The sequence below is a fragment of the Bartonella florencae genome (assembly GCF_000312525.1).
Lineage (GTDB): Bacteria > Pseudomonadota > Alphaproteobacteria > Rhizobiales > Rhizobiaceae > Bartonella > Bartonella florencae.
In genome coordinates this window covers 415531-438409 of the sequence record NZ_HE997451.1, presented here as the reverse complement: position 1 = coordinate 438409, position 22879 = coordinate 415531, and the positions used below count along the sequence as shown (strand labels likewise).

The 22879-nt window shown below is 36.2% G+C and carries 13 protein-coding genes, 4 tRNA genes and 1 pseudogene; 10 read left to right on the top strand and 8 right to left on the bottom strand.

Going from position 1 to position 22879, the window contains the following annotated elements; genetic code table 11:
• Positions 1 to 510: 510 nt before the first annotated feature.
• Positions 511 to 1530 (top strand): ketol-acid reductoisomerase, encoded by a 1020-nt coding sequence (ilvC, locus tag BN202_RS02020; protein ID WP_019218848.1) that lies wholly within the window; start codon positions 511 to 513, stop codon positions 1528 to 1530.
• 95 nt (positions 1531 to 1625) lie between these two features.
• Here the strand turns inward: ilvC and BN202_RS02015 are convergent, their stop codons facing one another.
• The gene (locus tag BN202_RS02015; RefSeq protein WP_019218847.1) at positions 1626 to 3026 is read right to left on the bottom strand and encodes an amino acid permease; all 1401 of its coding nucleotides are present in this window, start codon (positions 3024 to 3026) and stop codon (positions 1626 to 1628) included.
• 851 nt (positions 3027 to 3877) lie between these two features.
• Positions 3878 to 3953: transfer RNA gene (locus BN202_RS02005), tRNA-Lys, on the bottom strand.
• A gap of 474 nt (positions 3954 to 4427) precedes the next feature.
• On the opposite strand from BN202_RS02005, the gene BN202_RS01995 reads away from it, so the two are divergent.
• The gene (locus BN202_RS01995) at positions 4428 to 5981 is read left to right on the top strand and encodes a TerC family protein (protein WP_019218844.1); all 1554 of its coding nucleotides are present in this window, start codon (positions 4428 to 4430) and stop codon (positions 5979 to 5981) included.
• An 806-nt stretch (positions 5982 to 6787) separates the two neighbouring features.
• On the opposite strand, the gene BN202_RS01990 is transcribed toward BN202_RS01995, so the two are convergent.
• From BN202_RS01990 to BN202_RS10485, 4 genes are all read right to left on the bottom strand, one after another.
• The gene (locus BN202_RS01990; RefSeq protein WP_019218843.1) at positions 6788 to 7741 is read right to left on the bottom strand and encodes a lysylphosphatidylglycerol synthase transmembrane domain-containing protein; all 954 of its coding nucleotides are present in this window, start codon (positions 7739 to 7741) and stop codon (positions 6788 to 6790) included.
• Positions 7742 to 7756: 15 nt separating this feature from the next.
• The gene (locus tag BN202_RS01985) at positions 7757 to 9511 is read right to left on the bottom strand and encodes a cation:proton antiporter domain-containing protein (protein ID WP_019218842.1); all 1755 of its coding nucleotides are present in this window, start codon (positions 9509 to 9511) and stop codon (positions 7757 to 7759) included.
• A gap of 97 nt (positions 9512 to 9608) precedes the next feature.
• Positions 9609 to 12122 (bottom strand): protein translocase subunit SecD, encoded by a 2514-nt coding sequence (secD, locus tag BN202_RS01980; RefSeq protein ID WP_019218841.1) that lies wholly within the window; start codon positions 12120 to 12122, stop codon positions 9609 to 9611.
• A 77-nt stretch (positions 12123 to 12199) separates the two neighbouring features.
• Entirely contained in the window at positions 12200 to 12376 is a 177-nt protein-coding gene (locus tag BN202_RS10485; RefSeq protein WP_341871758.1) for a hypothetical protein, read from the bottom strand.
• A gap of 377 nt (positions 12377 to 12753) precedes the next feature.
• Here BN202_RS10485 and BN202_RS01970 point away from each other — a divergent pair.
• The 3 genes and pseudogenes from BN202_RS01970 (at position 12754) to BN202_RS01960 (ending at position 16829) form a co-directional block, all read left to right on the top strand.
• Positions 12754 to 15122 (top strand): annotated as a pseudogene (locus tag BN202_RS01970) (mechanosensitive ion channel domain-containing protein).
• Positions 15116 to 15388: a hypothetical protein gene (locus BN202_RS01965; protein WP_019218838.1), complete on the top strand. Its 273-nt coding sequence runs from the start codon at positions 15116 to 15118 to the stop codon at positions 15386 to 15388. The pseudogene BN202_RS01970 and the gene BN202_RS01965 overlap by 7 nt, the downstream one beginning before the upstream one ends.
• A gap of 613 nt (positions 15389 to 16001) precedes the next feature.
• On the top strand, positions 16002 to 16829 hold the full coding sequence (locus tag BN202_RS01960; RefSeq protein WP_019218837.1) for an outer membrane protein: 828 nt from the start codon (positions 16002 to 16004) through the stop codon (positions 16827 to 16829).
• 301 nt (positions 16830 to 17130) lie between these two features.
• Here BN202_RS01960 and BN202_RS01955 read toward each other — a convergent pair.
• Positions 17131 to 17216: transfer RNA gene (locus BN202_RS01955), tRNA-Leu, on the bottom strand.
• Between the two features lie 144 nt (positions 17217 to 17360).
• On the opposite strand from BN202_RS01955, the gene ilvA reads away from it, so the two are divergent.
• The 3 genes from ilvA to BN202_RS01940 all read left to right on the top strand — a co-directional run bounded on the left by ilvA (position 17361) and on the right by BN202_RS01940 (position 20860).
• Entirely contained in the window at positions 17361 to 18641 is a 1281-nt protein-coding gene (ilvA, locus tag BN202_RS01950) for a threonine ammonia-lyase IlvA (protein WP_019218836.1), read from the top strand.
• Between the two features lie 32 nt (positions 18642 to 18673).
• A complete protein-coding gene (locus tag BN202_RS01945; protein ID WP_341871757.1) occupies positions 18674 to 19177 on the top strand; it encodes a hypothetical protein in 504 nt (167 codons plus the stop codon).
• A 300-nt stretch (positions 19178 to 19477) separates the two neighbouring features.
• Positions 19478 to 20860, top strand: coding sequence for a DEAD/DEAH box helicase (locus BN202_RS01940; RefSeq protein WP_034987070.1), 1383 nt, complete (start codon positions 19478 to 19480; stop codon positions 20858 to 20860).
• Between the two features lie 768 nt (positions 20861 to 21628).
• Here the strand turns inward: BN202_RS01940 and BN202_RS01935 are convergent.
• Positions 21629 to 21703, bottom strand: a tRNA-Asn gene (locus BN202_RS01935).
• 185 nt (positions 21704 to 21888) lie between these two features.
• Here BN202_RS01935 and BN202_RS01930 point away from each other — a divergent pair.
• Both BN202_RS01930 and BN202_RS01925 read left to right on the top strand, forming a co-directional pair.
• Positions 21889 to 21962: transfer RNA gene (locus BN202_RS01930), tRNA-Cys, on the top strand.
• A gap of 220 nt (positions 21963 to 22182) precedes the next feature.
• The gene (locus BN202_RS01925; protein WP_019218834.1) at positions 22183 to 22857 is read left to right on the top strand and encodes a protein-L-isoaspartate O-methyltransferase family protein; all 675 of its coding nucleotides are present in this window, start codon (positions 22183 to 22185) and stop codon (positions 22855 to 22857) included.
• The last annotated feature ends 22 nt before the right edge of the window (positions 22858 to 22879 follow it).

The window sequence follows — 22879 nt, the reverse complement described above, 5'->3', positions numbered from 1 at the left end:
GTATAGTGATAACAACAGAGGCGCTGTATTTATTGAAACGATAGGTGTGATTTCCATTATAATTAAGTTTATAGGAGAGGGTGACTAACAAAGGATGAAATATAAAAACGATACTCCTTATTTATAATTTTTCTTGCTATCTATTTTAATTTGGTTCATGTTAAGAACTGTATGCTGTGTCTTTAATTTTAAGGTACAATACTTCATTATGCAGAAGAATAGAATCTAAGTACATGCTTTTCTTTGCAGAAGTATTTTTTGTATAATATGTCGTTTTTGTAAAGCGGCAGTCAAGGTCTCTTGGGGAGTTGGATATGTTTTTGAAGGGGGTTGGGGGCCGTAATTTTTGTATGCTATGTATAAATTTGAAAAGATTGCCCAATTACCTTGTTATTATAAGCGGTGTTTTTGTTATTTATAGTGTGTAAAATACTTAATCGTTTTTAACTTATTTATTCAATAAAAATAATCTGAAATTCAATTTAAAGCTAGAGAAAAGGAAGTATTTTTATGCGTGTTTATTATGATCGTGATGCAAATATTGATTTGATTAAAGAGAAGAAAGTAGCCATTATTGGTTATGGTTCACAAGGGCGTGCACATGCTTTAAATTTAAAAGATTCCGGTGTTCAAAATGTGCGAATTGCGTTGCGTTCAGGATCAGTGACAGCTAAAAAAGCTACAGTGGACGGTTTTGAGGTTATTCGTGTTGCTGAAGCGGCAAAATGGGCAGATCTTATTATGATGGCAACACCAGATGAATTGCAAGCTGATATTTATAAAGAGCATATTCATGATCATTTGCGTGATGGTGCTGTGATTGCTTTTGCGCATGGTTTGAGTATTCATTTTGGTCTCATTGAACCTAAAAAAACAGTTGATATTGTGATGATTGCTCCTAAAGGTCCAGGTCATACAGTGCGCAATGAATACCAACTTGGTCGGGGTGTTCCTTGCTTAATTGCGGTTGCACAAGATGCGTCAGGGCATGCACATGATGTTGCATTGTCTTATGCATGTGGTCTTGGTGCTGGGCGTGCTGGAGTGATTGAGACAACATTTAAAGAAGAGTGTGAAACTGATCTCTTTGGTGAACAAGCTGTTCTTTGTGGTGGTCTTGTTGAGCTTATTCGAGCAGGCTATGAAACACTAACGCAAGCAGGTTATGCACCGGAAATGGCTTATTTTGAATGTTTGCATGAAGTTAAATTGATTGTTGATCTCATGTATGAAGGTGGTATTGCAAATATGAATTATTCTATTTCCAATACAGCGGAATGGGGCGAATATATGTCTGGTCCACGTGTGATTACTGATGAAACAAGAGCAGAGATGAAACGCATTTTGAAAGATATTCAAACGGGTAAATTTACATCGAATTGGATTCAAGAATATAAAGCTGGTGCTGCTCATTTTAAAAGTATGCGGCGTTTAAATGATAGTCACCCTATTGAAGAAGTTGGCAAAAAACTCCGTTCTATGATGCCTTGGATAAAGTCTAATGCTTTAGTTGACAAAGAACGCAATTAAAGTTTGGTGTAAAACACCAGATAAATTTTTTATACTTTATGTACAAAAAGGGTAACTTTAGTTACCCTTTTTAATATGTCTATTATGTGTAGATTTTATTTGTTATCTTGAGCAATTTTTTTCTTTATAAACATAAAATACGTTATGCCCAAGAAAATAAACCAGAATATGCTATATTTTAACGCCGTTAGAGTATCGGATTCTAATGTTAATAAGTAGAGCATAAAAGCAAAGAAAACTAGAATTATCCCACACATGATAATACCACCCGGCATTTTGTAGACAGACTCAACATGTAGATGAGGATGATTGCGACGATACACAATATAGCTAATTAAAATTATAGACCATACGAATAAAAAAGCAATAGCTGAAATGCTGGTTACAATTGTGAAAGCACTTATGAGGCTTGGAGATAGTGATGCAATTGTGTATCCTAATAAAATACATAAGCAGGAAAAGAATAAAGCATTGGCTGGCACATGATATTTTGACAGTTTTCCAAACATGCGAGGAGCGCCTTTTTGTGTTGCTAACCCATATATCATGCGGCTGGTAGAAAAAATACCACTATTTGCTGAAGAAGCAGCCGATGTAAGAACAACAAAATTTACCAAACCTGCAGCTATCGGAATGCCAGCAAGCCAAAACATCGAGACAAAAGGACTTTGATCTGGAACAATTTGATCCCAAGGTGTGACTGACATAATTACAACGAGAGAAAAAATATAAAAAAGTACAATACGAACCGGTATTGCATTGATTGCTTTTGGTAGAACTTTTTTAGGATTTTTCACTTCAGCTGCAGTTGTCCCAGCAATCTCTATACCAACAAAAGAAAAAATAGCAATTTGAAATCCAGCAAAAAAACCGATGATTCCCCGTGGGAATATATCTCCGTCGTTCCATACATGACTCAGAGAGGCAACAGTACCATTTGGAGAGGTAAAGCCAGTAGCGATCATATAAAAACCAACAATAATTAATGCTATAATTGCTACGACTTTTATAAGACCAAACCAAAATTCAAGTTCACCAAATAGTTTTACGGCAAGGAGATTAAAGGTTAAAAAGAAACCAACGCAAGAAAACACAACAATCCATGGGTTGAGCGTTGGCCACCAAAAATGCATATAAGTGATTATAGCAATAATATCTGCGGCTCCGGTTACAACCCAACTCAGCCAATAGCTCCAACCAACAAAAAAAGCAATTCCTGGACCTAGCATATCAGTTGAAAAATCAATAAGAGATCGATATTGAGAATTAGAGAGCAATAATTCTCCCATAGCACGCATTACAAAATATAGAGCAAATCCGATAATACCATAAACGAGTATGATAGAAGGGCCTGCTACGCTAATTGTTTTTCCTGATCCCATGAAGAGTCCTGTCCCAATAGCACCACCTAGGGCTATAAGTTGTACGTGGCGGTTATCTAGTCCACGTTGTAGTTTCTTCTGAGGATCATCTTTTAAATTTTGTTTATAATTCATTTTTTGGGGGTTCCCTTTATTATTTAAGATTCAAAATTACACTGAAAAAAGTAATCCAACCTATCGAAGCATGATATAAATAAGGAGTAAAGGGGAAAAATTTTTTTTATGATCTTATGTGGATAAAGAAAAAGAATATGAGAATGACAGGGACATATAACTTTACTCTAAAATAATGCAACAGACATTTGCGCACGGAATGTTCAGCTGTCATGAGAGATGACTGATAAATGATTGATCAGAAAACTTAAGATTATTATAGAAGCCATTTTTAAGTTCTTCCCAAAAGAAGAAACTGTAATACGTTCTTATTAATCATTTGGTCGGAAGGTTTTGGCTATTTATGAGAGTTTTTGAGAGCTTTTCAAAAGGGCTTTAGAAAAATTTATAAAAATAAAGAAAAAAATTGTAGAGGTAAATGTGAAGTCCCCTTTATGGGTGTATTATAATAGAAAATTTTATGCGAAGTAGGACAAAGATGCGGTTGGATAAAAATATGTAATAGCTCATTTTTCCTACCAGCGAGCAAACGCTCTTTTTATCAAAGGGTGGCAGAGAGCATAAAGCAAATGAAAAGTGCAATTACAAAAACCAAATATTGTTACAAAAACCAATATTGGCTGGAAAAAAGGAAAAGAGTTTTAAATTCCTTTGAGAAAATGAGATTGCTACAAAATCCGTTGTCAAAATATACAGAATCTGTTGACAAGTTACATTGGAGAAAGTTGACAGAACAAGATGTGCTCTGTAAAGGCATGTTGAAAAACCTTATTCCCTTGCTTTTATTTACGCATCCCGTATCTTGAAAAGAATATGATAACTCAATAACTTATTTATGGTATAATGCCTGATGGTGGGTGATGAGGGGATCGAACCCACGACCCGCTGATTAAGAGTCAGCTGCTCTACCGACTGAGCTAATCACCCGCCTTCTCAAAAAATGAGAACTTAGCGGTTCTATAACGTTCCTATGGAAGGATGTCTAGATAGTTTTGTTGTTTTTTATAGAAAAGTGATCAAACCTATAGATAAATTCGCTGTACGGTTAAAAATATGATACTATACCCCTTGATCTTATATAAAAATAAACCCATTATAAGTGACTCTATAAATGAATGTCCTGATTATTATGCAGAACTGGAGTTGGAGGATCGTCGAGCGTAATGCCCGAGAAAAATTCAGAAGAACCTTCCTGTGGTTGTAAGCCGTGTAGGCTGTTGTTCTGTTTTATAAATTTTATCAATAACCATATGTGTTTAAGGAACACTTTGCCATTGATTACTTTGAACAAAGTTTTTTTGTGTTCAATGTTTTTCATCAATTGTGCGAATGAAGGCTCATGAATTTGTTTTGTCAATCGCGTGTTTTAAAGCTTTTAAAGATGTTTTTAAAGGGTGAACTATGATGGAATGGATCACTGATCCCCATGCGTGGTTTGGTTTGGTCACGTTGGTTTTTCTCGAAATTGTTTTAGGAATAGATAACCTTGTCTTTATCGCAATTTTAGCTGAAAAATTGCCGATACATTTGCGTGATCGCGCGCGCTTGATAGGTCTTACTTTGGCATTGGTTATGCGGATTTTTCTGCTCTCCGTTATTGGATGGGTGATGAGTCTTGATACAATAATCTTTTCATTCTCATCTTTTATCTTTAGTTGGCATAGTTTGGTTCTCATTGGTGGTGGGGCTTTTCTATTGGCAAAAGGAACGTTAGAATTACATGAAAGGCTAGAAGGAATACCACATGAAAGAAAAACAAACGGTGCTTATGCTGTTTTTTGGCAGGTTATTGTGCAAATTGTGGTGTTGGATGCTGTCTTTTCCTTAGATAGTATTATTACTGCAACAGGTATGATTGCAAAAGAGCAGGCAGCGGTTATGTACATAGCAGTTATTGCTGCTATGGGAGTGATGATGTGTGGTTCTGGTGCTCTTATGCGTTTTATTAATCGTCATTCTACTATTGTAATCCTTTGTCTTGGCTTTTTGATGATGATTGGTTTTACTCTCATTGTTGAAGGATTTGGTTTTCATATTCCAAAAGGGTATTTGTACGTTGCTATTGGTTTTTCTGTTCTTATTGAAGTTTTTAATCAAATTGGACGTCGTAATCGTGAAAAGATGATTACAACAAATGATCTACGTGGTCGAACTGCTGATGCTGTTTTGAGACTTTTGGGAGGGGGCAATAAAGACGGACATCTTGGTGAGACTGTGGATGTTATTGCTGAACAGGCTGCGGCCTCTGAATTGTTTCGGCCTGAAGAAAAAGAGATGATACGCGGTGTTCTCGATTTGGCAGAACGTCCTGTTCGTTCTATCATGTCACCACGCAATGAGATTGAATGGTTGGATTTAAATGGTGATGAGAGTGAAATGCGTGAAGAATTACAACAGGTTAAGCATAGTCGCTTAATTCTTGCTCGTGAAAAAGTAGACGAATTTGTTGGCGTTGCTCTAACAAAAGATCTGCTTTTGAATTTGGCTGAAGGAAAAAAGATTAATTGGAAAAAGGCTATGCGAGAACCTCTCGTTGTTCATGAAAATACAAGTGTTTTGCGATTAATGGAGCAATTGCGCCGTTCTTCGATTCAGCTGGCAATTATTGTCGATGAGCATGGATCTTTTGAAGGAATTGCAACACCAACCGATATTCTCGAAGCTATTGCAGGTGATTTTCCTGATGATGATGAGGAACCCATGATTGCCGAACAATTTGAAAATGGCAGCCTTCTTGTTGAAGGATATGCTGATATCCGCCGTTTAAGTGGTTATCTTGGACGTAATCTTGTTGATGAGGCTGATCGTTATACTACTTTGGCTGGGTTTATGCTTTGGCGGTTTGGTCATTTGCCAAATGAAGGGGAAAGCTTTGAGGTTGACGGTTTATGCTTCAAAGTTATCGAAATGGATCGCCGTAATGTATCCAAAATCCTTATTTCTCCACTTATGTAGCTAGAAAAAATGCGTTATTTGAGAAGCAAGGGCTAGAAGAACAGTTTGTTTTTATAGAGAATAGAAAATATGAAGATTGTTGAATCGATTGTATTGTCATGACGCTTTAACAGTTTTTCGCGTATAGGTTATAGAGTGAACAGGGATTAAACTGTTAATGCCTTTTTATTTTAAAACAGGCAAGAATTTATACAAGAAAAGGGATTTTATCAATGATTTATGGGGAAGAAAATGTGGCAGAATTATTTGTAAACGGCTATTCAGCAAAGAAATTCATTTCGTAGGCTAGTGGATGATTTTATCTGGGAAAATTGAAATATTGTATATTTTATATCATCGGATTGTTATGGAAAGAAACTGCAATATTCAATTAAAAAAGATAAATGAGAATAATGGTTGCATTGATTTCTATATCAGATACAGTTCAATGTCTTTAGTGTTTTAAAGGAAAATCTCTTAGGGTTTCTAAGCCGTTTCACGGCAGTTCTTATGAAATCTATAGTGCAAAATTCATGGGACAGCGTTATTTTGATGCTGATGAAGATGTAAAATGGATATTTGCGAGTTTTTGATGCTCTATAGCTCCTGTCTTGGGGAGCTCTATGAGAAACAGTTTTGTTCCTTTCTCCATAGTTTTTATTGATATGTCAACTTCGTGTGCCATGGGAAAGAGAGTTGTTTTGATTGTTCTAGTGAGAGGATTTGAAATAACAGAAGCTTAAAATGTGATAAACTATCATTGAAAAACAATATCTTGTAGTTTTTTATACATGTATTAAATAAAGAAAAAATTGTTTTCTTTTTTGTTATTTAAGGGGTGTTTTGGGGGAACGTTTCCAGTATTGTTGGGCTTCAAAAATTGCGACAACAAATAATGAAATGATGAGTGGTATAATCAAGTAAAGTATTCTAAAAACAATAAGGGCTGCAATGATATCAGTTGGATTTACATTTGGCATTCCTGTGATAAATAAAGCTTCCAGAACACCAATTCCTCCCGCTGGAGCATTGGATAGGAGAGTTATGGTGAAAGATGCTAGGAAAACGCCAAGCACAGAAATAAAGTGGATATCTGTGCTGTGTGGAAGAACAGCATATATAATCCCTGCTGCGCCTAAAAGTTCTAGGGGGCTAATGAGAAGCTGTTGGATGACAATTTTTAACCGTGGGTAGGAAAGTTGAATTTTTTTGCCCAAGTGTAAAGGCTTTAATTGAAGCCAGCTGCCAAAGGTATAGAGTGCTATACAGCCAAGAAGAGCTGCGCCAACAGTCGTTCCAAGCCATTCAGGGAGATCATCATGAATGAGCGTGATAATTTCAGGTTGTAGAAGTAAAACCATCCCAAAAAGTAAGATTGTGCCTATTATAAAAGTAAAAGAGCAAAAGCCTACCAATATCGCGATTTCTGTTCCATTCAATCCCTTCATTTTATAGGCACGATAACGCACAACTGCACCAGAAAAAACTGAAGCACCAATATTGTGTGAAAGGGCATAGGTGGTAAAGGAACATATAGCTATAAAAACCCAAGAAATTTTATGTCCGAGATGCTGTAAGGCAATTCTGTCGTAGCCAGCAAGAGCAGCGTAAGCTAAGAAAGAGCATAAACAGGCCAATAACCAGTGTTGTGCATCCAAATTATTCAAGCGCTCTAATACATCACCAAAAGAAATGGTAGAGAGCTTTATATACAAGATGCGGATAGAAATCAGCATTGCTAAAATACCAATACATGGCCATATAAATTTCTTTATTTTCACGCTTCTTTACCCACTTTATGTTTTTTGTAAATTTGATTCACAATTGTGCATATTTTTTACAGATCTTTCTCCCATGATATGTTCTATAACACCATTGGCAATTTCTTCGTCATCAGTTACTACAACATCTGCACCTAAATCAATAAGATAAGTTGTTTCTACATCAGAGAGTGCGTGCGTGATTATCTGGATATCCTTTTTCATATCACGTATATTCACTATACATTCTCCTACTTCAATGGTGTTTCGCATTGTAATAACAATTTTATGTGCACCGCTTATATTTGCTGCGTTCATTATTTCTTGTTGAATGATGTTACCGCAAATGACTTCCAATCCGTCTGAAATCGCTTGATCAGCAAGACGTTTTGATTCTTCTACTATCACTATAGATTCATTTTTTTCTGTTAAAGATAATGCAACACATTTACCAATACGACCATAACCAATAATCACAATATGGTTGGCTTTTAAGGTCATTTGTAAAGATTCTTGGTCGGGATCTCGGGGATCAATGTCAATGATTGTTTCTGTATTTTGCAAATTTGCAGGAATCTTTTCCAGACGTTTTTTGATTTTGTTACAGGCTATGAAAACAAGGGGATTGAGCAAAATAGAAAGAATCGCACCTCCAAGAATTAAATCATGGGCATCGTTGTTTAAAAGTCCCAAGCTCAAACTTAAACCTGCAAGAATAAAAGAAAACTCTCCGATTTGGGCAAGGCTTGCAGAAATAGTCAAAGCTGTTGCATTAGAATAGCGAAAAGCTTTAACGATAAAAAAGGTAACGACAGATTTTCCTACTATAATAATAGTTAATGTTGCGAGAAGAGGAAAAAAATGTGTTAACAGCTTTCCTGGATCAAATAACATGCCTACAGAAACAAAAAACAGAACAGAAAAAGCATCTCGTAGCGGTAAAGATTCTTCCGCTGCACGATGACTTAATTCTGATTCACTCATAACCATGCCGGCAAAAAAGGCTCCCAGAGAAAGAGAAACACCAAATAAATGGGCTGCTCCGAAAGCTACTCCTAGTGCAATAGCAAAGACGCTAAGACGAAATAATTCACGTGATCCCGATTGTGCGCTCATTTTGAGTAACCACGGAATAACGCGTCGTCCGATCACGAGCATAAGGGCAATAAACAGGATGACTTTCAGGATGGTGAGACCAAAAATTCCCCAAATACTTAAGTCTAACCATTGAACAAGAGGATCAAAAGCTTCCTTTTTTGTATTGCTCAGAACATTTGCTAGTGATGGTATGAGGACAAGTATAAGAACCATTGCTAAATCTTCAATGATCAGCCATCCAACAGCAATACGGCCTTTTTCTGTTTCAATAAGATGACGTTCTTGCAAAGCGCGCAGTAAAATGACGGTACTTGCTATGGATAAAGCGAGACCGAAGACTAAACTCCCGCTAAAACCCCATCCCATGATAAGACCAAGGCACAAACCTAGAACAGTAGAAAATGCCATCTGTCCAATGGCAGCAGGGATAGCAATAGCTTTTACAGACAAAAGATCCTTTAATGAAAAATGGAGTCCAACTCCAAACATTAGCAAAATGACACCAATTTCAGCGAGTTGGTTGATAATGACATAATCTATTCTAAAGCCACCTGTATTGGGGCCTACAATAACACCGGCTAATAAGTATCCTACCAGTGGTGAGATGCGCAAACGGCTTGCTATCATTCCCAAAAGAAATGCTAAACATAAGCCTGAAACAATAGTTGTAATGAGTGGTGTATCATGAAGCATAGATTATTGACAACTTTTTAGTAAAAAATGATTTGGTTAAAATGACTGTATTTTTAAAAGAAAAGAGGAGTATATCATATGAAAAAACATGTTATTCTCATTTTCGTTCAGTGTTTGTACGATTAATTCGTCCACGCCACCAATTCCCTAACAGGAGTAAAATAGGAGCAGCAATAAAGATAGAGGATGAAGTTGCAATAATAATTCCAAACACCATGGGAAGTGCAAAATTATGGACAGCACTGCCACCCCATATCGCCATGGGTAACATAGCGAAGACTGTTGTTGCTGATGTAAAGAGACAACGTATAAAAACTTGGTTAATGGAGAGATCAATGAGTTCACGCAAAGGCATGCTCTTATAAAGGCGCATATTTTCGCGCATGCGATCATAAACAACGACCTTATCATTTATAGAATAACCAACAATGGTTAGAAGGGCAGCGATCGCGGTTAAATTGAAATCAAATTGAAATAAGGCAAAAAAACCAATCATTTTGGTGGTGTCTAAAATAAGCGTTACAATTGCACCAACTGCAAAGAACCATTCGAAGCGCAACCATATATAGAGGGTCATAGCAATTGATGCGAGAAGAACAGCAGTAAAAGCAGCTGTGGCAAGCTCATCTGAAATTTTGGGACCAACAACCTCTATTTGGTCGAATGTCGCATCTGGATAGATGGATTGTACGGCTGTTTTAACCTTATCAATGGCGATGGCTTGTTGTGCTTCACTGCCACTTTGTTTTTGCATACGAATGAGCACAGTGTTTGCATTATCAATATTTTGCAATGTAATTTCACCGATGTTAAGGGTGGCAAGCTTAGAACGTAAGGTTGCTAAGTTTGTTGGTGTTTTTGTGGTAATGCTCATTTGGCTACCACCAATAAAATCAATTCCAAAATTCAAGCCCAGTTTAAAAAACAGAAAAACCGAAGCAAGTGATAAAATAATTGAGACGCCAATACCAATAAAACGTGCTTTCATAAAACGGAAATTTGTATTTTGTGGGATGATCTTGAAAATAGAATGCAGATGGAGAGTTTTAATTTTCCATTTACGGATTACCCAAATCATCATGATACGCACAATAGTGATATTTGTGAACATGGAGATGATAATACCAAGCAGCATTGTTACGGCAAAACCACGAACAGGACCTGTGCCAAACCAAAATAGTAAAACGGTCGCAATAATTGCCGTCACATTGGCATCAACAATGGTCGCAAAAGCGTGTTTGAATCCTCGGTCTAAGGCTGCAAAGGCGCTGACACCTTTCCGGCTTTCTTCACGGATACGCTCATTGATAAGAATATTGGCATCAACGGCAATTCCAATGCCTAAAATAATACCAGCGATCCCTGGGAGTGTGAGTGTTGCACCAAGGAGGCTTAGCGCAGCAAATGTTAAAATAGTGTGGAGTGCTAGTGCTATATTTGTAATGAGCCCCCAAACTCTGTAGAGAAGAAAAATAAAAACTGTAACAAGAATAAAGCCGATTATACCAGTGTAAAGTCCCATTTGGATGGCATCTGCACCAAGGTTTGGACCTACAGTTCTCTCTTCAATCACAGTGAGTGGTGCTGGCAGGGAACCAGCGCGCAGGAGAGCAGCTAGAGTTGAGGCTTCTTTAGGATCAAAGTTTCCTGTAATTTGACCTTGTCCATTGGGAATGACACTGTTGATAGTAGGGGCAGTCAAGACTTTGTTGTCAAGAACGATGGCAAAAGGACGGTTAATATTTTCTCGTGTTATATCGGCAAATATTTTTGCACCAGAGGAATTCAGAGTGAATGAAATTACAGAACGTCCTGGAATTTGCGGATCGAAACCTGCACGCGCATCTTTTAGGACATTTCCATCTAAGGCGATTTGGTCATAAATGGCATAACGTTGTGTCTCATCTGTATATCCTGGGAGTATTGAAACACCTACAGATGGGTTATTTATATCCACATTAGAGGGGACAAGATGAAACGTCATCTTAGCAGTCGTCCCTAAAAGATCACGTAGTTGCTTTGGATCTTGCAGGCCCGGCAATTGAACCATAATACGATCACTTCCTACCTTTTGAATGGCTGGTTCTGTAACACCAACTTGATCTATACGGCGGCGGATGATTTCCAAACTTTGTTCAATAGCATTACTAATACGATTTTTTATACCAGCTTCCGTTAATATGACACGGATAGTTCCATTTTGAGCACTTATCGTCATGTCATTGGCTGTAGTGCCAAAGCTACTATGTATGGGGGTTATCAATGTTTTCAGAGCAGAGAGTGCTTTTTCAGTTTGTAATGGATCAGAAATAACTGCGACAACACTCTCTTCTATAATACGGATACTTGATGTACGGATTTGTTTTTCGCGCAGTGTATTACGTACATTACTTAAAGTTATGTGTAATTGATCACGCTTTAACGTTTTGCTATCAACTTCGAGAAGGAGAGAAGAACCTCCTTGAAGGTCAAGCCCGAGTGTCACGCGTGTGTCAGTTAAGAATTGTGAGTTCTGAACCTGTTCTTTTGAAAATAAATTAGGCAAGGCAACGTAAATGCTGCTTAAAAGAATCAAACAATAAAAAGTAGTCAACCAACGAGGTGTACGCATGATATATTCCGCTAATAGGCAATCTAAGAGTTATTAAAATAAAAAGCAGTGCTGATTATAGAGAGTTGTTTCATAATTTAAGCAAGAGGAGGAGCACGTTTATTTGCAAAATATTGCGTTTGAAGGCTCTCAAGCCGTGGGCCAATAATGATGCGCGCCTTTGAAAAGAGATGCAACGCGAGGATATCTTGAAAAATAATGATAGGTAGAACAGGATCTGTATGGAGTGTTATAATTTTTTTGTTTCCTGCCATTATAACATTCCATTGATCACATTTATTTTTTTGGACAAATGTATTTGTTTTAACTCTATTACTTTCTTGTGGTTGTTTGATTAAACAAGCATGTGTGTTAGAGTTGCTCGTCAAAAGCATGCCAAGGCTGGACAGAAGAAGCCAAGCCGTAAAAGGAAGAAAATTTTCTTTTTTGCAATAGAGGTGCAAAAAAAGCATGCTAAAGTGCCTTCTGTAATTTATTGAGTTTACCAAGTCTATTTTATCTTCTTTCTTATTATCAGCATTATGGGATAAGGGAAAGCTTTTATAAGATTATTTATAAAAGTTGAAAATATTTATCCTATACCATATTTTAAAGAGAAGGGGGATTCCTCTTTAATACATCTAAGGCAGATATGTATTCATTTTTTAGAAAAAAATAGGCATAGTTTTCGTTGTTTTGGGCATTATCGTTGTCTTCAGTTGTTGTGCGTGGGGGCATCTTGGATTACAAAATACTACACGTATCAGACAAGTGGGGACTGCTTATTCAATTGATGAAATTATTAAACAACAACAAAGCATTATTGAAACTCTTGAACAAAATACAGAAACTTTAGAAAAAAACTTTGAAAATAAATCAGAAGATGAACAGGCTTTGGTGGAACTGCGGTTACAGGCACAAAATATCAGTAAACGTGCCTTGGAAGCTGCATTTGTTTTGCGTTCTCCTCTTAATGATATTAATGTGCTTCTTGATCAATTAACAGAGCTCCATGATGACTTGAAAAAAATAAGTGATGAGCGTTCTTTGTTGCTAGAGCAAAAAGCTAAGCTTAATAGTATCGTATTACGGTTTGAAGCAATCTTTTCGGCTACAAATAGAATAGACGAACTTGCTATTTCTCAATCTCGAGAACTTTTTAAACGTACACTCATGCACAGGCTTGAGTTTTCCATGCCAATGGTTAAGCATCTTGTTCAAAAAACGAAAGAGGCTTCAGCTGATTTTCTTTTATTGTTGAGTTCTTGGTGGGATTTTATATTTTATTTCAAACTGTTAGAGCTTTTTCTTTGTTTTTTGATTCCACTTTTTATTGCTTTAGGACTTTCTTATTTTTCTCGTAAAATTCTAGCACATGTGCGTGGACATTTTACCGAAGAGAATGAAGAAATATCGTATTTACAACGTTTATTTGTTGCTTTTATTTCAGTTCTTCTTCCTTCACTTATATGTACTGTTTGTATTTATCTTATATTCTTTTTGTTTGATAGTTTTGGTTTGGATCCAAGAAAGCTCACAACAGTATTTGAGATGGTGGGGCGTCAAATTATCTTGGTGTTTTTAATAAATCGTTTGGCTGTTGTTCTCTTAGCATCGAATATGACCCGTGTACATCTTCTCAATATTGCACCGTCTGCAGCGCATCAATTGGTGATATTAATTACTTTTTTAGGTGTTGTCTTAGCATTTGATGCTGTTCTTGATAGTATTTATCAAATCGTTTCAGCTTCTCTTTCTTTGACAATTGCCAAAAGCTTTATTGCTGTTTTTCTTGTCGCAATAATATTGTTTATTATCTCATTTATACCTGTACGCTTTAGACGTGGGATTTCTCAAAGTGAAGAGAAAAAACTCCGTTTTTGGCCAATCTATATACGTATTCCTCTCATTATATTGGGAATGTTGCTGATTGTGATGAATTGTTTCGGCTATGTTGGTTTAGCGCGTTTTATTATACAGCAAACTGTGATTGGTGGAGCATTTCTAGTTCTCATGTATTTAGGGATAAAAAGCGCTCAAGTCATTGGAAATAAAGGCCAATTTATGAAAACAACAGTTGGCCATATTTTAATGCAATGGATGCATTTAGAAGAAAAAACAATGAATAAATTAGGGGGTATTTTAAGTGTTTTCCTTAATTTGCTTGTGATTGTGTTTTGTGCAATGCCAATTGCCGTACAATTTGGATTTTCGTATTCTGATTTAAACACAGTATTGTGGCAGTTTATGACCGGTTTTCAAATTGGGAATGTGTTCATTTCTTTAATTTCTATTGTTACTGGAATTATTGCTTTCTTTATTTGCTGGTTTCTTATGCGCCGACTTATTGGTTGGCTAGATGAAACTTTGTTAGAGCATGGGGAATTTGATTCTGGGGTCCGTAATTCTATCAAAACTGTTATAGGATATGGTGGTATTGTGATGTCGGCCTTGATAGGACTGTCAATGGCAGGTTTGGATCTTAGAAACTTTGCGCTTATTGCTGGTGGGCTTTCTCTTGGTATAGGCTTTGGATTGCAAAATATTGTGCAAAATTTTGTGTCTGGGCTTATTATTTTGATTGGTAGGCCCTTTAAGCTTGGAGATTATGTGGAATCTGGATCTGTGAGTGGTATTGTTAAACGTATCAGTGTGCGTGCAACAGAACTTGAGACATTTCAACGTAAGACGATTATTATTCCTAATTCAAGTCTCATTAATAATAATGTTAGTAATTGGACTAGACGTAGTAAAATGGGGCGTATTGATATTCCTGTTGCCGTTTCTTCTCATATTGCGCCAGAGCGTGTTGTTGAAATTTTGTTAGAGATTGCTTCTGAAACCGAGGGAGTTTTGAAAAGTCCTGCACCACAGGTAAGTTTTACTGCTTTTGATAGTAAGAAACTTTCATTTAATTTGGCTATTTATGTTCCTAACATTACTTCACCTTCTAAAGTGACCAATGCTGTTCGCTTTGTATTGTATAAGCGTTTTGTTGAAGAAGGAATCGTAGAATGCTAAGATATATTTCTGTTGTTATAGCGGCTACAATATTGGATATTTTTTCCATGACAGTTTTTGCCGCAACTGTGAAAAATACTGATTTAAAGGTACAGTCTCTTGTCATCGTTGAAGGGAGTATCCCTTTAAATATCTCATTGAATACGCATCAAACCGTTACAATTTGTATGAAGGGGTGTTTTATTACTTTTCCTAATAAAGATCGTTTTGCGATAAAAGCAGAAGATAATATAGAAATCAGTGAGGGTAGAGCAGTTTTTAAATAAAATGGTTTAAGTTTTTGATAATGCAAAGTGGTTTAGATAAACCATGATATCATTTTTGTACGCGTTAATAAGGATCAAATGAAAAGATGTAATTTTAGTGTAAAATAGGTCAAGATTTTTATATATGCAGAATTTGCAATTTGTATCTTCAGTATAATAATTTTAGATGAAACTGTAATCTTTTCAATATTTTATGTATTATATTGCAAGAAAAAGATAAACTGTGTTTATTTATTGTTTGTATGATATGAGAATATAAAAATATAATCTGTATTGTTTTAAACACTTGTTTCAAGCCTTCAATTTATTGAGTGGTTGATTTTTAAAATTTTGATACAAAATTTTCTTTGCAAATAGCTCGTAGTTTGCTTCCTTTATAAGAAAATACAACAGTTATTTTAGAGATTTTTTTAAGATTTTAAGCATTGATTTTTACTCATATCTTAAAAATCAAAATTTAATTGCTAATATTAAATTTTTCTGTAATGATAAATTTAAGTGTAACTATAAAGGAGTGCATGTAATTAATTTTACAGTATAATATTTTATAACACTTTGTTTTTCTAAATGTGATTTTTTATTATATTTGATTTTAGCAATGGGGTATAATTTTATGAATACAAAATTTATAACAGCATCCGTTTTTGCTTTTCCTTTTGTTTTATCTTCTATGGTGCAAGCAGCAGATGTAGTGGTTCCTGAAGAGTCAGAGCATGTTGTTTCATCCGTTGTTGTTTCTCCACCTTTTTCTTGGGCAGGTTTTTATTTTGGGGGCCAAGTTGGTGGTTTTTCGAGTACAATTTCTGCAATGGTGCCTGATGTTGATGTTCCTCTTCTTCCTCATGTAGAAAGTAATAAAAAGTGGATTTCGCTTGATAAAGAGTATTTGCCTAAACTTTCAGGTTTTATAGGTGGTATTTATATTGGTGCTAATTTTGCTCTCAGTCATAATTTTATTTTGGGGATTGAGACGGACATACTTTTCACGAATCGAAAGGATACAATAACTAAGGCTATAAAAGTTGATAGTGATGATTCTGGTAAGAAGAATAGAAGTGTAGAGGAATCGGGGGCAAAAAAAGACAGTGTCATTTTGAGCCACACTTTAGAAAAAAAGTGGACTGGTGCTACACGAATGCGTGTTGGTTTGCCTTTTGATCGTATTATGCCTTATGTTTCTGCTGGTGTCGCTTATGGCCAGTTTCATGATATTTTGTCTATATCAATTGCCGGAGAAAATGATTTTAAGGGCAGATCAGATGTTACAGAAACGATGATTGGTTATACTCTGGGTGGTGGTGTTGAGTTCGCAATGACGGATAATATCATTATGCGTGCGGAATATCGTTATTCAGATTTTGGTAAAAAGAAATTCAAGGACGAGATTGAGCTTAAGTATAAGACGAATGATTTTCGTGCTGGAGTGTCCTACAAATTTTGATTTTTGTAAAATTATTAAAGCAGTGTAAAGGGTCCTATCTCTGATAGGGCCTTTGTTTTTTTATATAGTGCATTGTAAAGAATATTTTATGGTGAAAAGTTATCGATAACTTTAAATGATCATAAGGTAAGGAAAAGTTGCTTAAATTTTTCTTGTTAAGAATGACATATCTAAAAAGATGTGATTCGCTTTTTGAATCCTCACAGTTTTAGCCAATAATACTGTCATAACATTAAATACAAAGTCATAGTGTTATTGCTTTAACGAACTATTCTATTGGAAAATGAGAAAAATTTTATATTGGTGCGGACGGCGGGACTTGAACCCGCAAGGTCTTAGACCGGCAGATTTTAAGTCTGCTATGTTTACCGTTTTCATCACGTCCGCGATAAGAGCTCTCTCATAAGCTATATCTTTTATTGAATCAAGAATTAATGATAAAAGAGAAACTTTTCATTTGGGGATAAATTTTGACTGACAAGAGTTATCTTTATAGCTAGAAGAATTTTTAGGAATATTAACAAGCATGAAATGACGGGTGTTATGAGTAAATTTATTCAAGACGTAACGAAAGCTATGAAAGCTTTGCATCATGTGTTTGCTGAAACACCACTGCAAAGAAATGACTTTCTTAGTCAAAAATATGACGCAGAAATTTATTTGAAGCGTGAAGATTTAACACCGGTGCGATCTTATAAAATTCGTGGTGCTTTCAATTTTGTTTCAGAAATGCTTGATAAGATATCTCCAGATGCGGCATTTGTTTGTGCTTCAGCGGGAAATCATGCGCAAGGGGTTTCTTTTGTTTGTCGCTATTTTAAACGCAAAGGCGTTATTTTTATGCCTGTAACGACTCCACAACAAAAAATTGATAAGACACGTATTTTTGGCAAAGAATTTGTTGATATCCGTCTCGTTGGTGAAACCTTTGATCAATGTTATACGGCCGCACAATCTTTTGCTGCGGAGAGCGGGGGGCTAATGGCTCCACCCTTTGACGATATTCGCATTATTACGGGACAAGCGACAGTCCTTTGTGAAGCTGTGTTACAATGGAAAAAACTCAATGGGGAGAGCAGTGAGCCAGATTTGATGATTGTACCTGTGGGCGGAGGTGGTTTGGCCAGTGGTGTGAGCAAATTTTTGAGCGAATATGGTTGGAAGACGGAACTTCGTTTTGTTGAACCACAAAGAGCAGCAAGTTTACTTGCTTGTTTAAAGAGTGGAAAACGTGTCAAGCTTGAAAATATCGATACATTTGTAGATGGGGCTGCTGTTGCTGAAATTGGTGCGTTAAATTACAAGATGTTGAAGATATTTTCGCCAGATTCTGTCATTATAGTCCCTGAGAATCGTGTTTGTTCTGCAATGGTTGAAATGCTTAATGTTGAAGGTATTGTTCTTGAACCAGCAGGTGCTTTATCGATAGATGCTTTGAACAGTATTCCTCTTCAAGAGTTGAAAGGAAAAAAAATTCTTCTCGTTATTTCAGGTGGTAATTTGGATTTTGAACGTTTGCCAGATATTAAAGAGCGTTCTTTGCGTTTCCAAGGCTTGAGAAAATATTTTATTTTTAGTTTCCCGCAACAGCCTGGTGCATTGCGCGATTTTCTTAAACAGCTTTCTCCAGATGATGATATTGTGCGTTTTGAATATCTTAAAAAATCAGCGAGAAGTTTTGGTTCTGTATTGGTTGCAATTGAAACAAAGGAATATGATAATTTTTGTCTCTTAGAGAAAAAATTTAGAACATTGGGTTGGCGCTATCGTGACATTACTGATGATCAAACGTTGTTTGATTTTGTTATCTGAAGGGATAATTTTTTTAAATAGGAAATATAAAAATGAGATTTAGTTTTTATTTTATTCTAATTCTCTTTTTGTTTTTCAGCGTTGGTAAACAGAGTTTCGCATCTGAGCCCACAACGATACGAAAAGCAGAACTTTTAAGGTTGATTGTTGATGTTAATCATGCTGTAAAAAATGGAAATTTTGCATCTACTTCTGCTTATATGCCTGATAAGCTTTATGAAAAAATAATGAGTCATTCAAATATGACAGTGGATAATTCACATCTTAGTTTTCTTAAAGAGTTGCGTGTTCAATTTGAGAATTTATCTCCTGATGCTTATCACTTAAATGCGACGGGTATAGATTATTTGCAAACGGATAATGGTACTTTTTATGCTTTGATTCCGACAGAGCAATTGTTTGATGACAGAGCTCTTTTTGTCGAGTATAAAACTTTAGCAATTTTTAATGAAAAACAATGGTACTTGATTTATGGTGGTCATAAAACTGTAAAAAATCCAGTTTTTTGGAAATTTATCCTGCTTTCGATAAGGTAAATTTTTCAGAGGAAAGAATGACAAAGACATATACAGAGTAAGGATGTTTTGTAAAACTCTTGCTTTTTTGTTATAATCTGACAATAGTGTAGGTGAGGGTGTTTAAGTCAGTTCTCTGGCTTCTTTATTAAAGTAAAATTTGCGCCTTTGCCTGATTAAGGCACTCATGGAGTGCGCAGATCGCTTTATTTAAGCGTTGCTTCACAAATTAGAAATATCAAGATCTCTTTTGCGCGGATTCTTGAAAAAAAGTCAGTTTATAACGCGTTGAAAGTTGTGAAACTGAGGAAAGTTTTTGTTTTGATTGTAAATAAAGAAAATGTTTTTGCAGAATTAGGGTTACATGCCCGTTTGATTAAAAATTTGCTTACTGCTGGTATGAGTAAACCTAAACCTATTCAAGAACAAGCGATTCCAGTAATGCTTAATGGGCATGACATGTTCGGTATTGCACAGACCGGATCTGGAAAAACTTTGGCATTTGGTTTGCCTATTTTAAGTCAGATTTCAGCTTTGGGCAATAAGCGTTCTCCTAAAACTGCGCGCGCTTTGATTTTGGCTCCTACACGTGAACTCGCTATTCAAATTGATGAAACAATCCGTGCTGTTTCGAAAGGAATGCATCTTTCGACATGTGTTATTTTTGGTGGGGTATCACGTTTAAAACAAATTAAACGCATGGCAACAGGTGTGGATGTTTTGATAGCAACGCCAGGGCGTTTAATGGATCTTGTTCGTGAAAAATGCATTGATCTTTCTCAATCTCGTTTTTTGGTTTTGGATGAAGCAGATCGTATGTTAGATATGGGTTTCATTAATGATGTACAGTACATTGCAAAGCTTTTGCATCAAGAGCGTCAGACAGCACTTTTTTCTGCGACGATGTCGAAAGAGATTATTGTACTTGCAAAGAGATTGCTCAATGATCCAGTAAAAATAGAGGTTGCTCCTCAAGGGAGCGCTGCTGTGGACATTACTCAAAAGGTATATTGTGTTTCTACGCCTGAAAAAAAGAAAGTTTTAGGTAAACTTTTAACGAATCCCGCTTTTTCTTCGGTTATTATCTTTACCCGAACAAAGCACGGTGCTGATGCTGTCACACGTAGTTTAGCAAAGATAGGGTATTCTGTTGTAGCAATTCATGGAAATAAATCACAAAGCGCTCGCCAAGCTGCTTTAAAAACTTTTCGTGAAGGAGTGGTACGGGTCCTTGTTGCTACAGATATTGCTGCACGCGGTATTGATATACCAGGAATAAGTCACGTTATTAATTATGACTTACCAGATGAAGCTGAAAGTTATGTGCATCGTATTGGTCGTACTGGCCGCAATGGTGCATGTGGTGAAGCTCTCACACTTTTTGATGAAGGAGTAGAGGGGGCGCGGATGCGTGCTGTAGAGCGCTTAATGCGTATACGATTAGCGCGTGAAACTGTACCAGAACAGTTTTCTGCATTTCCTGAAAAGCAGAGTGTGCCAGAAGGTAAAGGAAAAGAAAAGAGTAAAGAACTTCATTCTAGAAAATCTAAACCTCGGACGCAATTTTTAAATTGTAAAGATAATGTTGAGCAGTCACAGGGTAAAAATTTTTCATCTTCGAACGAAAGACACAAAAAGGCAAAAGCAGCAGCAAAACGTGCAAAGTCTTTTCGTTTCCGCAAATCAGTGAAGAAGGCGGCTTGAAGTAAAATATTGAGAAAAGCTTGTATGGGAGGGATATTTTTTTCAGTTTCCTTTAAGTTTAAATGAGAACAATAGAAATACAAAGCAATGTTTATGCTAAAAGTATGAGAGGTTTTTAAATTCTTTTGTTTTTTAGAAGTAGAAAGAGTTTGAATGTTTGTTCATATTTAAAAAAGATGCGTTCTTTCAGAATAAATTGTGGCCTTTCATGCATACATCATCTTTTAAAATGTAAAAATATCTACATTTTATCTCTCTATACTAATTTACAATGAAGAGAAGTTGATGGTTGATGAAAATTTCTTCCTATACTTCTTTTTTCTATAACTCTATTTTAATAAGCTTTAAGCATGATATCGATGGATTTTTATTTGATACGCATTACAATTTAAAGAATAGAATGCTTTCTGGTGTCATTTATCTTTTAAGGATGGTATTTAGACTAGGATAAGATCTATTTATTGTATAATTTTTCCGCTAAAGAAGTTTTTTATTATGCTTGTTGTGAGAGGAATAGTATCTGATAACACGACTTTAGCTATTGTTTTTTAACTGATTCGTTCGGATATAAGGTTTTAGCCCGTTTGTTAGATTACATAGTTCTCTACGACAGAAGTTAGCAGAATCAAAAACTTTTGTAAAAAATTGACAAAAAAACGCACTTTAATAGATGATTTAGACTAGAAAACCCTATTCCCTTACTTTTATTCGGGCATGGCTCATAGCAAAAAAATTCTAGTAAAACAATAGGTTATATAGGATAAAAAATGGCTCCCCGGGCCGGATTCGAACCAGCGACCAACCGGTTAACAGCCGGTTGCTCTACCGCTGAGCTACCGGGGAACACGATGCTCAATTACTTAACTGGAAGGGCTATAGCAAAGCAATACTGATTTGCAAAGGATAAAATTACCTTTTTTTGAAAAAAATGTTATAAATTGTAGAACAAGAGGAAAAAAGAACAGAGAAGATTTCTCTCTCTTGACGGATGCATCGCCTTCCCTTATTGACACTTGTATATTTAATGAGGCCTCGTGGCGGAATGGTTACGCAGAGGACTGCAAATCCTTGTATCCCGGTTCGATTCCGGGCGAGGCCTCCAGCGGGGTAGCCGGTTAAAAGCAGAACGGCTTTTTAAGGATAATATGTGGAGATAAAAAGCTTCCTTTTAGGATGAAACGCTTTATCATGAAAAGTGGTGCGAATAGAATCTAATTGTTGACTATAGTGTGCTTTTTTGTAACACCCACAGTAAGATATTTTAAATTCTCATTATTGCCATTTTATTATAGTTCTTATGTGTGTGGGAGAAAAGAGTCGTGATGGTTGCAGATTTTGCAGAGCTTCGCCGCAAAATGGTTGACAATCAAATTCGTACAGTAGATGTAACGGATTTATCAGTTCTTGAGGCATTTTTAACGGTACCACGTGAAGATTTTGTATCAGAAGATATGAAAGCTTTGAGTTATGTTGATACCGATATTGTTGTATATTCAACGCAAAATGGATTTCCTGACTGCTATTCGATGGGGCCCGCTTCTTTGGCAAAATTGCTACAGCTTGCTGCTGTGAAATCATCGGATGTTGTTTTAGATGTTGGTGCCAATAGTGGTTATTGTGCAGCATTACTTTCAAGACTTGCAGGGACTGTGATTGCATTAGAAAGTCATAAAGCTCTCTCAACGCAAGCTACTGAAACTTTAAAGCGTCTTCAGTGTGACAATGTGGTGGTCATTCATGGAGCTTTAGAGAAAGGATATGCCGTTGGGGGGCCTTATGATCTGGTTTTTATCGAGGGGGCTGTTGATTTTGTTCCAGAGATTCTCTTTGATCAAATGAAAGATGGTGGGCGTCTTGTCGTGGTTGAAGGATGTGGCAATTCTGGTGTGGCACGGATCTATGTGAAAGAGGATGGAATTATTGCGGCGCGTCGTGCTTTTAATCTTGCTGTAAAACCTCTTACCGGTTTTTTAAAAACACCTGATTTCATATTTTAGTGTTTGTTTTGTTTGTAAATAA